The sequence below is a fragment of the Trichocoleus sp. DQ-U1 genome (assembly GCF_039961925.1).
Classification (GTDB): domain Bacteria; phylum Cyanobacteriota; class Cyanobacteriia; order Cyanobacteriales; family FACHB-T130; genus FACHB-T130.
Genome location: NZ_JAMPKB010000120.1, coordinates 1 through 11,721, shown reverse-complemented (window position 1 = coordinate 11,721; position 11,721 = coordinate 1). Strand labels below are relative to the sequence as shown.

Sequence of the window (11,721 nt, the reverse complement as noted above, 5' to 3'; positions counted from 1 at the left end):
ATTTCTTGGTGAATTTGGTCTGTGGATTAATTGCCTATTGCCATCAGCCTAAGAAGCCCTCTCTCAATATCAATGCGTTTTTCCTCCCTTCGGCTTAACCCGAACTCAGGTTAACTTAGACAAAGTTTTGGAAACAACGGTGCAAGAGATCCGCAATTTGTTGCAGATTGAGCGGTGTCATTTTGCCTGGTATTACCCTGACAGAGAGGAACCCGGTTGGGCAATTGTCAAGGAAGCTCGCAATTCGGAGCTTTCCGATCTCAGAGGTTACTACCCGATTGCTGCTGTCGGATCGATGGGGCAAAAACTTTTGAACCTGGAAATGCTGCGGATAGATGATATCGAGAAACTGAGCCAGAAGCCGCGAAGCGCAGCTCAGCCAAGCCAGGAGCCGCGAAGCGCAGCATCCGCCAGCGATCGCCTGTGGCGTAGATTTCTGCGTTCGATGGGCTTCGCCTCTATCTTGGTGCTGCCCATTCAAACTCGATCGGGTACCATTGGTATCCTGAGTTGTTGCCAGAGTTCTGCACCCAGACCTTGGAGAGATTGGGAAGTCGAACTGCTGCACGCTGTAACCGACCAACTTGCGATCGCGATTAACCAAGCCGAACTCTACGCCGCCACCCGCACCACTGCCAAACAATTCCAAGAACAAGCCGCCAAACTCGAACAAACCCTCTCCGAACTCCAACAAACCCAAGCTCAATTGGTACAGACAGAAAAAATGTCGAGTTTAGGGCAGTTGGTTGCCGGTATTGCCCATGAAATTAATAATCCCGTCAACTTTATCTATGGCAACTTAGCTCACACAGACGAATACACCAAAGACCTCCTGAATCTACTAAAGCTCTACCAACACCACTATTCCCATCCAGTCCCTGAGATTCAAGACGAAATGGCGGCTATCGATCTAGATTTCCTGATCGGAGACCTTCCTAAGATGCTAACTTCCATGAAAGTAGGTGCTGAGCGGATTCGTCAGATTGTCTTATCGCTGCGGAACTTCTCCCGTCTGGATGAAGCAGAAATGAAGGCGGTTGATATTCATGAAGGGATTGAAAGCAGCCTCCTGATTCTACAAAATCGCCTGAAGACAAAACCTGACCATCCTGGCATTCAACTAATAAAGGAATACGGCGACTTGCCGCAGGTAGAATGCTATGCCGGACAATTGAATCAGGTCTTTATGAATCTACTGACGAATGCAATCGATGCCTTAGAAGAGAGAATGGAACGTGGAGAAGAAAATACTAAGTCCTACATTCCTAAAATTTGCATTCGCACCTCTGTTGTCAACTCCGATCGGGTATTAATTAGCATTGCCGATAACGGTCTAGGGATGACGGAAGCCATGAAAAAACAGCTATTCAATCCCTTTTTTACAACCAAACCCGTAGGCAAAGGTACGGGGTTAGGTTTATCGATCAGCTATCAAATTGTGGTAGAAAAACACGGAGGTCAATTGCATTGTCTTTCCGAACCGGGGCAAGGTACAGAGTTTGCGATCGCAATTCCCATTCAGCAGCACAGTTAGGTTCCATTGGAGAAGATTTTTACTTAAATTCACTATACCTAACTACCCGCTTCTATTTTTCGTCTTTACTGAGAATTAACCTTCGCTTAGTGGCTGATTAATTCTACGAGTGTTAGTCTGTTAATGCTGAAGTGCGATCGCAAAGATAAGCTGTGTCAAAAAGGACTTTCAGTAGAAGGAATAAAGCGATAAAATTTTAACGAGTAACAGCAATGGGTATCCATCGCGGCATCGTTTCAGCCACATTTTTAATTTTTACAGGATTGAGCGCGATCGCTCCCCCTGTTTTGTCTCAAATTCAGGAGTTTACAACTCAACAACCGGAACGCCAACAAATCGATCTAATTTTTAGCCCGAACACCAATCAAAGTTTTGAAGACGTGCTTGAGCAAGCAGAATCGATTGCTAGCAATTCTGTTGAGCAGGGATTCGCACAAAATCCAGAGGTTACACAAATTTATATCAGAATTTTCGGTGATGTCAAAGGACAAGTAGCCCCGCTTCTATTTTCAAAAGTGTATCGTTCTGATTGGCAGACAGAACCTAAAATTGATCGTTGGATTCGATATTTTGATAATTCTGGATTGCTACTAGGCTTTTATAATAATTCATCTAATTCCTCGTCACCTCCGATTCCACCGACATCCACCTTCAGCCGCGAAGACGATCCGGGTTTTCGGGATGATTAATCTACAGGTAAATATACACGGCGCAATTATTCGCGCATCTAGTACATTTCAGTTAAAGTTTAAAGGCAAAACTTCAGCATCTCTCAATCTTGCTCTTCCCAAAGTGCAAGAAAACGTAAGAAGTTGCTTCGATCCCCTTAGCCTCCCTTTTTAAGCGGGAGAATTTTTTCAAAGTCCCCCTTTTGAAGGGGGATTTAGGGGGATCTCTACTGTTTCAGCGTCTCGATTATGACTTTTCAGACATACTCTAAGCTGCTTTTTTGCTCCCACTTAATGAGCATTGGAGGGAATCTAAGAATTACAGCAGTAACCGAAAATCATTCATTGCGCCTCTAGGTATAAAAAACGCTCAAATAATTTTTTTAAGACAACAAACCTGAATTTTTCTTTCTACCCTTTAACCTGGTTACTGCTGCTAAAGTTCCAAAAAGAAGTATACCCAATGTAGGAGTATTTTCAGGAACAACTGCTGCCTCTGCCTCATCAACCACTAAGGCAGAAATCCGTGTTCCATCCCCAACATCCACAACCCCAATCCCTAAAGTATATTCCCCTGAGGCTGGAAGAATATAAGAAAAAGTTTGCCATCCAGTTTCTTTATTAAAGACACTTGAAGAGTTACTGAATTTTGAAATCGTATCCGCTAAATTGAAGAATTGAGTACCAGAATCTGACTGAAGACTTACAAAAGCAAAGTCATTAAAATCAGGATAGGTAAAGTCATCAACCGCAGATTGCTCAACAGCCTCATTCGTGAGGAAGTTCCAAGAAAAAGATAACTTTTGCCCAGCACTGCCTTTAAAAGTTTGCTTAATGGCAGATCCCTCAATCGGCTCTGCGGTCGCTAGAGCGTATAAAGATTGATCGCCCAAGAAAGTTGAGAAACCCAAGAATCCTTCTAAAGTTTCTTCTTCAGCAAAGCCAGAAATGAAAGTGACGGGAGCAGCATTACCGCCAATAATCGGATTAGAATTATTGTCGAGACTAAGAGTTTCTTGGTATGCAGTTGAGACAAAAGCCTGGTTTTTTCCTTGGAATGGCTTGATTCCAAAATCTGAAGTTTCTATTCGATAATCGCCTAGGGCTTTCCAACTCTGAAACCCTTGTTCAAATCCTCTATTTAGAACAGCAGCCTTTACTGTAGATGGAAATACTACACTTACACTGATAGCCAGTGCTGCAAGACTAATTGTTTTTATCATTAAGTTAACTCCTAATTTTTTCTGCCAAAAAGGTCATTTTTAAATTTCTGCTAATTTTTAAAAGCAGGCTTAGTTTAGCTTTTTAAGTATTTTCACTGATATCTCTATTAAAAGCATTTTTGGTTAAGCGAACATTAATAGAGGAATAAGACCTGCTAAAATTTGGCTTAACAATCTTATTGACAACTTCTTGATAAATTTATATTTTATTAATCTTTTATTAACCCAGAGATTAAAGAAGCTTAATTCTACGCCAGTAGTATTCCAGAAGGTGCGTAGAAACACTCAAATTTGGCGGTGGAAGTCGAGTATGAGGGAGCCGCCCATTCGACTAAAGAGAACAAAAAGCAGGCAGGATGCTACAGGTATAGATACTTATGCCGATGGCTTGAGGTAATGCTGCGTTGACTAGCCGTTGACATGAATGCTGTGGCTTAGCTGTCGCAGCATTTTTGGTTGACTGTTTAAGCTTTATAGAGGTTAGCTCGGCTAAATTCCTGTCAAATAATGACTCAAAATTTTTGATTATTGCGATCGCAAAAAGAGAGGAATTTAATGTCTAAGTTCAGTCGGAGGCAGCTACTAATTTTTTTTGGGGCGAGTGCCGGTACTGCTGTACTAGCTCCTACTTTGGGGAGACAGCATTTTGGCAGCAATCCTAACGTTGCCCAAGCGGTTCTACCACTGAAATTTACCCCAGTGCGATTGCCGCATCCTTTACCGATTTATCAAGAGCAAAAAAGCTTCTACGCCACAGCCATTAATTATCAAGGAAGTGTCATCAATGCTTCTACCGATACTCGGTTAAGCACCTACAACATCGTTGATGATGTAGTGGTGCCCCCAGAGTACGAACGTTATGTGATTGTACGTTGGGGCGATCGCGTTTATCCCAACCCAGAAGAATACTTTGGCTACAACAACGACTACACCGGCTTTGTTCCCCTAGATGGCAGAAATCCTAACGACGGCTACCTGTGGGTAAATCACGAGTATGTCTCCTACCCGTTTACTTTTACACTCCCTGAAGTCCCAGAGGATTTAGCAGGATTACCTGAGTCTTATCCCTTAGTCGTTGGGCAGAGTTTACCGGCTGACAAAACCGATCTTCTCCTGTTGGGCGAAATCATGTACAACATGGGCGGTTCTGTTCTGCGAATGGCACGCCAAAATCGCGCCGGACGCTATACGATTGTTAAAGATCCCAACAATCGACGCATTCATGGTCTTTCCGGTTTAGAAATTAACAGCCAGCGTTCCGATCAGTATAAAACTATTACTTCTTGGGGTTCCAAGAGCTACCAGAAAGGCGATCAAAACTACCTGTTGAGTACGGGACCCGCCGCCATCCAAGTATTTCCTCTCAGCGTAGATGGGCTGGGTAACAAAATCATTGGCACTGCCTACAACTGCTCTGGCGGCACTACTCCCTGGGGAACCATCCTCTCAGCGGAAGAAAACTTTCAGGCAAGCACAGCCTTTTTTGTAGGAGTCACAGAATCTGTAAAATCTGATGGTACTCAGACTAGCTACACCGCCGGTACCAGTGGGGAAAAATTTGGCTTGGTTGGCGAGAAATACGGCTGGATGGTGGAAATCGATCCCAGTAACCCAAATTTCCGCCCGCGCAAGCACACTGCATTAGGTCGTTATCGCCATGAAAACATCGCCATGCGGGCGGAAGCTGGGAAAAAATTAGTTGCCTACATGGGCGATGACCGGCGCGGCGGACACACCTGGAAATTTGTTAGCAAAGGCACTGTTTCTGCCCCGAATAGCAAGAACAACAGCGCTTTATTTGAGGAGGGGACGCTGTACGTCGCCCGTTACAATCCTGACGGGACAGGAACGTGGATTCCCCTGGATTTGAATGCTGCTACCAATCCGATTCCGCCCTCCGTCCTCGGTTCTCAAGAAATTGCCGCTTTGGGCAAAGCGAGCCGGAATGGTTTGATTAAATTACCCAGACGGAACGGTATTGCAGGTCAAACTACAGATGGCGGTGCATTCAACCTAGATACCACCAATGAAGCCACAGCCCTGGCAGGTTATCAAGGTAAGAAGCTGTCCAACTTCTATACCAGCCAAGGGGCTGTCCTCGTGGATGCCTTCTTAGCTGCCAACCTCCTTGGCGGAACTCCCACCGCACGTCCCGAAGATATCGAAGTTCATCCTCGCACCAAGGATGTATTTATTGCCTACACGGATGGTGCGGCGGGAAGCGATGGCTACCCCGATTCTCGAATCTTTGTGGTTTCTAAGTACAGCCCTGCCGTCAACGCCGGACAACCTTCGGGCGAACTGTTCAAGATTATGGAAAACAGCTCAGATGCTACGGGTACAACTTTCCGCTGGCAGCGATTTGCTAAAGGTGGGGAAGCGGGAGCAGAACCGGGTTCGGGTTTTGCCAATGTAGATAACTTGGCATTTGACCCCCAAGGAAATATTTGGGGCGTCACGGATATGTCTACTAGTGCTCACAATGGTTTCGATGTTGGTGCTGCCGCAACGCCATTAGCGATAGACCACAGGGTCGTGGGTTCTAACTCTCCTAGTGTGGATGATTCTAATCTCAATGTTCAAACTTCTAACCTGATTGGGGTTTTTGGCAATAACTGGCTCTTTTTCATTCCCACCACTGGCCCGGATGCTGGAGAAATCGTCCCCTTTGCCTACGGTCCTCCACGTTGCGAGTTGACAGGGCCTACTTTTATCGGGGATACGCTGATTATTTCGGTGCAGCACCCTGGTGAAGATTGCCCGTTCAATCCTCAGCAAACTCTGAGCCGAACGATTGAGATGCTGGACTTAAATGGCACTCTCTTTAACCAACAACGCACGGTTCCGCGTGGTAGCAATTGGCCTAGCAATATTGAGGGAAATCCTCAAGGACCACCGCGTCCTTCAGTGATTGGCATTCAACGCAAGCAGTCAAATGGCACATTTGTTTAATTAATACCGTGTGCAACTTTTCAGGTAATTCCCCCCTTTTTAAGGAATCTGCCGTTGCTATCTAAGTGTCTCGATCCCCCAACCCCCCTTAAAAAGGGGGGCTAAAAAATTCGCACATCGCGTTTAATTAAGTAAAAAGGCAAAAGGTAAAAGAAAAAGACAAGAATCTTTCTTTTACCTTTTTACTTTTGCCTGCTTAAGCGCCTAACATTTGCAACTGATACAAACTGGCGTACAATCCGCCTTGGCGCAACAATTGATCGTGGCTGCCCGACTCTACCAGTTGCCCTCGCTTCAGCACCAAAATCCGGTCTACATTGCGGATGGTTGAGAGACGGTGCGCGATGATAATGGCGGTGCGTCCCTCCAGCAATTTGTCGAGGGCATCTTGAATTAAGGCTTCTGTACCTACGTCTAGACTGGCTGTTGCTTCATCTAGCACTAAAATACGGGGATTGCGGATAGCAGCACGGGCAAATGCTAAGAGTTGCTTTTGTCCGCTAGAGATATTAGTGCCTCGTTCTCTAAGTTGGGTATCGTAGCCTTGAGGCAGTTGTTCGATAAAACTGGCAACATTGGTTTTTTCGGCGGCTTGTCGAATTTCTTCAAAGGAGTAAGTATCTCCTAGAGTAATGTTGCTCTTCACGTCACCGGCAAACAGAAAGCCATCTTGAAGGATGACGCCTAGGTGTTCCCGCAGTTCTCTTTGGGGTAAGTCCCGGACATTGACACCATCGAGGAAAATGCGACCTTCGGTGGTTTCGTAAAGGCGACACAGCAGGCGAATAATCGAACTTTTACCAGCACCCGTGGGACCAACGAGAGCGACTTTTTCGCCGGGATGGATGGTGAAGTTTAGGTCTTTGAGGACGTATTCATCATTTTTATAGGCAAAGGAGACATTTTCAAAGCGAATTTCACCTTTGGCGGTTGGGGATGGGGAATGGGAAATTCTCCTGGGTTCCTCTGCTACAGACGGGATAATTCCCCTGTCTATAAGCTGTTTTTGTGTCCCTTCAGGATCGCGGATTTCAATTGGTTCGTTGAGAATATCGGTGATGCGTTCGACGGCGGTGAAACCAGATTGCAGGGAGGTGAATTTTTCAGCAAATTGTCGCAAGGGATCGAAGAGACGCTGGGCATACAGGATAAAGGCAGAGAGGGTGCCAAAACTGAGGGCTTTGCCCATAATCATTTGTCCACCTAACCAGAGTACGCCCGCGATCGCTACCAGTGCAATCCACTCCAAGGTGGCTGATACGGCTGAGTCGTGAAAAATGGTTTTATCCACTTCCTCGATGTACCGCTGATTCGTCACCCGAAACAGTTCTGAGTTGAATTTCTCTCGCCGGAATAGCTGCACGACGTTCACCCCTACGATGTTTTCTTGCAGCGTTGAGTTGAGTGCAGACAGTTCTTCTCTGGCTTTGTAATTGGCTTTGCGATACTGCTGTTGGAAGTAAATAATCAAAGCCGTGACTGGCACCAACATCAGTGTCAGCATCAATGCCAGCTGCCATTGCAGCAAAAACATGGTGACAGCGATCGCTAAAATCGATACCAGATCGCTGACAATGCCAATGGCACCTGTGGAAAAGACATCCCCTAGTGCTTCGACATCGCTGGTGAGGCGGGTAATCAATCGTCCTACAGGGGTGCGGTCAAAAAATCGCACCGCTAAGGACGTGACGTGATGAAATAAGTCAGTGCGAATCTCGGCGGTAATTTGCTGCCCCACCTTCTGCACGGTGTAACCTTGGGCGGCGGTGAACACCATCCGAACGATCATCGTTAGCAGCAGTAAAACGGCGAGAAGATTGATTCCTTCCAACAAGCCTTTACCTTGAAGAAAAGACCAGACTTCTTCCCCGCGAATCAGCGAAATTGCTTGCCCCACGATGATCGGTTGAATTGCCCCGGCGACTGACAGCGGCACCAACAACAGGATGGAAATTATCAGCAGACGACTGCTTTTCCGCGCGTAGGGGACTAAGCGCAGGAAGAGTCGCCAGTCGCTTTCACGAACGCGCGATCGCTCTCTAGTTTCCGTCAGAGGCGGGGATTGAGTCATGCTGCCACTATCTTCTTTCTACTTATTTCATTGTTCCCCTTTCACCAGTGCTGTAGCAGCTGCCTGTAGAGATAGGTAAGCCGTTTCAGGTTGCCCATTGATGTAGGATTTGCCATCTACCGATTCGCACAGAGTTCCGACTTTCTCGCCATCAGCGCCATATACTTCTAGCACATCTTGGAGAATATTCGGGTCAAAACCTTGCACAATTGAACTCCAAGCATTTTTATCAACCGAGCAAATCCTAATTGTTTCGTCCATTTGATCGCCTTGCGCTAGCAATTAATTAGAACAGCGCTTCTGATATCTTCGACCCATTGATGGATATCGCCCGTATTCAGGCGATAACTCCGAGGGTGGGCAATTAACCGCGCTGTACTTTCAAATAGTGTATCAATCTCGATCAAGCCATTTTCGCTCAGGGTGCGACCTGTGGAAACTAAATCCACGATCGCCTCGGACATCCCGGTAATCGGCCCTAGTTCTACGGAACCAGACAAAGGCACAATTTCTACGGGTAAATCTAAGCTTTCAAAGTATTCGTAGGCACAGTGAACAAACTTAGACGCGACTCGACCGTGGGGCGGCAGTTGTAAGACTGACCGATAAAGGCTAGAAGACTTTACCGCCACTGACAGCCGACAAGAACCAAATCGGAGGTCAGCTAGATGAGCAACCTGGGGGTTTTTCTCCCGCAGAACATCGTAACCGACTATCCCTAAATGCGCTTGCCCATATTCCACATAAACTGGGACATCTTGCGCCCTTACCAGTAGGGCTTGGGCGGTGCCGGTGGGGTCTTGTATTTGCAGTTGGCGGTTGGCAGAATCTTTGAAGGCGCTAAAGTCGAGTCCGACACTTTGCAGTAGACGAATGCTATCAGATAAGAGTGCGCCTTTGGGCAATGCAACGGTAAGCATAGAATAGAGTTCTGAGTGTTAAGTATTGAGTTCTGGATGTCACAAGGTAACTCATAACTCATACCTCATAATTCATAACTTTTGTGATGCGAATTCTCTTGGTAGATGATGAAGTTGAGCTGACTGAACCGCTGAGTCGCGTGCTAAGTCGTGAAGGCTACAGCGTTGAGTTGGCTTATGATGGGGCGTCTGGCAACCAGATGGCGCTGCAAGGAGGCTATGACTTGCTGATTTTGGATTGGATGCTGCCGCAGATCAGCGGGTTGGAAATTTGTCAGCAGATGCGATCGCGCAAAGATGCTACACCCGTCCTCTTTCTCACTGCCAAAGATACCCTAGACGACCGCGTGCTGGGTTTGGACGCCGGTGCGGATGACTACCTAGTGAAGCCGTTTGAACTGCGAGAGTTACTTGCACGAGTCCGCGCCTTGCTGCGTCGTTCCGCGACTGATGCGCCTGCTAGCGCGACGATAGAAGCGCACTACCATCCTCACTTACTTCAGATTGGAGATTTAGAACTAGATTGTGAAAACCAGCTAGCCTATCGTCACGGACGCACCATTGAGTTATCGGAGAAAGAAACTCATCTGCTGGAATATTTTATGAGTCACGCGGGGCAGTTGCTCACTCACGCCCAAATTCATCAACATTTGTGGAACCCAGACGAACAACCCAGCAGTAACGTTTTAGCCGCTTTGATTCGCCTTTTGCGGCGCAAAATTGAGGCATCTGGAGAGACAACTTTGATTCACACTGTCTATGGCAAAGGCTATCGCTTTGGAGATGGCGGCTAAGGCGGCTTTCTGACTTGCTTTCTAACTTTCAGTGGCGATATTCAAAAGGCAAACCGCTGATGTCTCTCAACTATCATCCGCAGCATTCCACCAGGATTCTCTACGTCCGCTTCCCTAACAGTAGCGATCGCTTGGTATCGTCTACACAAAACTATGTGTTTAGCTGTTGAGCTGTCTATTGATATTGCTTAAAATAAGCCTAAATTACAAGGAGCTATTTTATATGATGCTTGGAGATTTGGAAGACCCCTTGATAGCTTGGGATTTAAGAAACTTACAAAGAATTGCTACTACTATTCTTTTTCTCCTTTTAGTATTCTTCTTTAGTTGGCTGAATCGAAAAAATCGATATGTTTTATGGGCTATTTTTTCCGGTGCTGTCTTGACATTTATCTTCTTATTGGTAACGCGCAATAATCACGGATTAGCTTTTTTTACTTTTAAATTTTAATGATTAGCATATCGCCTGCGCTTGGAAAGAGATTGTCAGGCGATATTTGCTGGCTATTCTTTTCTGGAAGAGAAACCACTTTAAACAGAGAATTTCAATTTTAGAGCCTTGGACGGGATGATGTACATTAATTCTGCGCCGTCGGGTTTAGATTCTGTAGACGGAGCTAATTTTAGCCAGTCATGGAAGCTAATGCCCAATTGCGCGATCGCTTGTATTTCTGCCTGATAAGCTTCAAAACGGCGATTGGTTTCCACCATAGATTCTATGACTTCTAGCACTTCGGGAAGACGTTTATCAGCCTCCCGTTTCAAATCTCCTGCATTTGGTCCAAACCAACCTCCTGCAACCTCAACGCGACTTAGAATTGCTGCTGGTAACGATTCAGCCCATTTATCAGGATCTTGTGCCATCTTGAGCAAATTCTCACGTTGAAGCTCAAACACAGCATTTTCATCCAAAGCTGGGTCAATCCATTGGTAAATCCGGGTTAGCCGCCGCAAATCTATCTGACCTTTGAACTGAGGCTGTAAGTAGGCTGCTGGGTTAGAAGTAAGTAGAAGCTCAACATATTTATGAATACGAGAACGAACAACTTTCGCGCCTTCTTGGAAGCGACTTAGTGCTGTTTCGGGTTCTCCTAACTCAAGATGACAACGTGCTTCAGCAATGTAAGCTAGAGATAAGGTCAAAAGATATTCATCAGCAATCTGGCTACCTTGCTCAAGTTCTTTGTCTGTGTAGTCAGTGTAAATATGTTCAGCTTCTAGAAAGCGATTTATAGCTTCAATCGCCATACGCTCTCTATTTTCCACTTTGGTCATCGTAAAGGCATTCATCGCCAGACCAATAGCAGCTTTGAAGTTAGCATAATATCCAATATCAATTTTGCGGTTAATTTTGTTTAACAGTTCCTCACTCTGTTTTAGTCGTTGTTCCAGTTCGTTGAGACGCTGGTTTAATACAGCAAATCCCATCACTGAGACACCTAAATTTACAGCAGATTGCAGGTATATAGAGTACATTGAGGTCAGTGCATGAACAGGTAGAATGAAACCTTACTCCATCGACTTTCGAGAAAAAGTAGTCAAAGCATACGAACAAGAAA

General features: G+C 45.8%; 9 protein-coding genes and 1 pseudogene. 5 read left to right on the top strand and 5 right to left on the bottom strand.

Annotated elements, in window-relative coordinates; genetic code table 11:
- Positions 1 to 124 precede the first annotated feature (124 nt).
- The 3 genes and pseudogenes from NDI34_RS26305 to NDI34_RS26295 form a co-directional block, all read left to right on the top strand.
- Positions 125 to 589 (top strand): annotated as a pseudogene (locus NDI34_RS26305) (GAF domain-containing protein); the annotation flags it as partial.
- Positions 590 to 724: 135 nt separating this feature from the next.
- Positions 725 to 1,534 carry an ATP-binding protein gene (locus tag NDI34_RS26300; RefSeq protein WP_348234301.1) on the top strand — a complete coding sequence of 270 codons (810 nt, stop codon included), beginning with the start codon at positions 725 to 727 and terminating at the stop codon, positions 1,532 to 1,534.
- Between the two features lie 212 nt (positions 1,535 to 1,746).
- Positions 1,747 to 2,223 (top strand): hypothetical protein, encoded by a 477-nt coding sequence (locus NDI34_RS26295; RefSeq protein ID WP_190690659.1) that lies wholly within the window; start codon positions 1,747 to 1,749, stop codon positions 2,221 to 2,223.
- Between the two features lie 362 nt (positions 2,224 to 2,585).
- Here the strand turns inward: NDI34_RS26295 and NDI34_RS26290 are convergent, their stop codons facing one another.
- Positions 2,586 to 3,425, bottom strand: a complete 840-nt coding sequence (locus NDI34_RS26290; protein ID WP_348234299.1) for a hypothetical protein — start codon at positions 3,423 to 3,425, stop codon at positions 2,586 to 2,588.
- 555 nt (positions 3,426 to 3,980) lie between these two features.
- On the opposite strand from NDI34_RS26290, the gene NDI34_RS26285 reads away from it, so the two are divergent.
- On the top strand, positions 3,981 to 6,377 hold the full coding sequence (locus NDI34_RS26285) for a PhoX family phosphatase (RefSeq protein ID WP_348234298.1): 2,397 nt from the start codon (positions 3,981 to 3,983) through the stop codon (positions 6,375 to 6,377).
- A gap of 196 nt (positions 6,378 to 6,573) precedes the next feature.
- Here the strand turns inward: NDI34_RS26285 and NDI34_RS26280 are convergent, their stop codons facing one another.
- The 3 genes from NDI34_RS26280 to hisG are packed head-to-tail and all read right to left on the bottom strand — an operon-like array spanning position 6,574 to position 9,368.
- A complete protein-coding gene (locus NDI34_RS26280; protein WP_190425955.1) occupies positions 6,574 to 8,448 on the bottom strand; it encodes an ABC transporter ATP-binding protein in 1,875 nt (624 codons plus the stop codon).
- A gap of 27 nt (positions 8,449 to 8,475) precedes the next feature.
- Positions 8,476 to 8,709 (bottom strand): hypothetical protein, encoded by a 234-nt coding sequence (locus NDI34_RS26275; RefSeq protein WP_190531446.1) that lies wholly within the window; start codon positions 8,707 to 8,709, stop codon positions 8,476 to 8,478.
- Between the two features lie 14 nt (positions 8,710 to 8,723).
- The gene (gene hisG, locus NDI34_RS26270) at positions 8,724 to 9,368 is read right to left on the bottom strand and encodes an ATP phosphoribosyltransferase (RefSeq protein WP_348234297.1); all 645 of its coding nucleotides are present in this window, start codon (positions 9,366 to 9,368) and stop codon (positions 8,724 to 8,726) included.
- 86 nt (positions 9,369 to 9,454) lie between these two features.
- Between hisG and rppA the strand changes: the two genes are divergently transcribed.
- Positions 9,455 to 10,162 (top strand): two-component system response regulator RppA, encoded by a 708-nt coding sequence (gene rppA, locus NDI34_RS26265; protein WP_348234300.1) that lies wholly within the window; start codon positions 9,455 to 9,457, stop codon positions 10,160 to 10,162.
- A 531-nt stretch (positions 10,163 to 10,693) separates the two neighbouring features.
- On the opposite strand, the gene NDI34_RS26260 is transcribed toward rppA, so the two are convergent.
- Complete coding sequence (locus tag NDI34_RS26260; RefSeq protein ID WP_348234296.1) at positions 10,694 to 11,638, bottom strand: hypothetical protein; 945 nt, start codon at positions 11,636 to 11,638, stop codon at positions 10,694 to 10,696.
- Between the last annotated feature and the right edge of the window lie 83 nt (positions 11,639 to 11,721).

Excerpts from the sequence above, each read along its gene's own strand:
- NDI34_RS26260 (WP_348234296.1), bottom strand. The coding sequence starts at position 11,638 with ATGTACTCTATATACCTGCAATCTGCTGTAAATTTAGGTGTCTCAGTG.
- NDI34_RS26275 (WP_190531446.1), bottom strand. The coding sequence starts at position 8,709 with ATGGACGAAACAATTAGGATTTGCTCGGTTGATAAAAATGCTTGGAGT.
- hisG (WP_348234297.1), bottom strand. The coding sequence starts at position 9,368 with ATGCTTACCGTTGCATTGCCCAAAGGCGCACTCTTATCTGATAGCATT.
- rppA (WP_348234300.1), top strand. The coding sequence starts at position 9,455 with ATGCGAATTCTCTTGGTAGATGATGAAGTTGAGCTGACTGAACCGCTG.
- NDI34_RS26280 (WP_190425955.1), bottom strand. The coding sequence starts at position 8,448 with ATGACTCAATCCCCGCCTCTGACGGAAACTAGAGAGCGATCGCGCGTT.
- NDI34_RS26290 (WP_348234299.1), bottom strand. The coding sequence starts at position 3,425 with ATGATAAAAACAATTAGTCTTGCAGCACTGGCTATCAGTGTAAGTGTA.
- NDI34_RS26295 (WP_190690659.1), top strand. The coding sequence starts at position 1,747 with ATGGGTATCCATCGCGGCATCGTTTCAGCCACATTTTTAATTTTTACA.
- NDI34_RS26300 (WP_348234301.1), top strand. The coding sequence starts at position 725 with ATGTCGAGTTTAGGGCAGTTGGTTGCCGGTATTGCCCATGAAATTAAT.
- NDI34_RS26285 (WP_348234298.1), top strand. The coding sequence starts at position 3,981 with ATGTCTAAGTTCAGTCGGAGGCAGCTACTAATTTTTTTTGGGGCGAGT.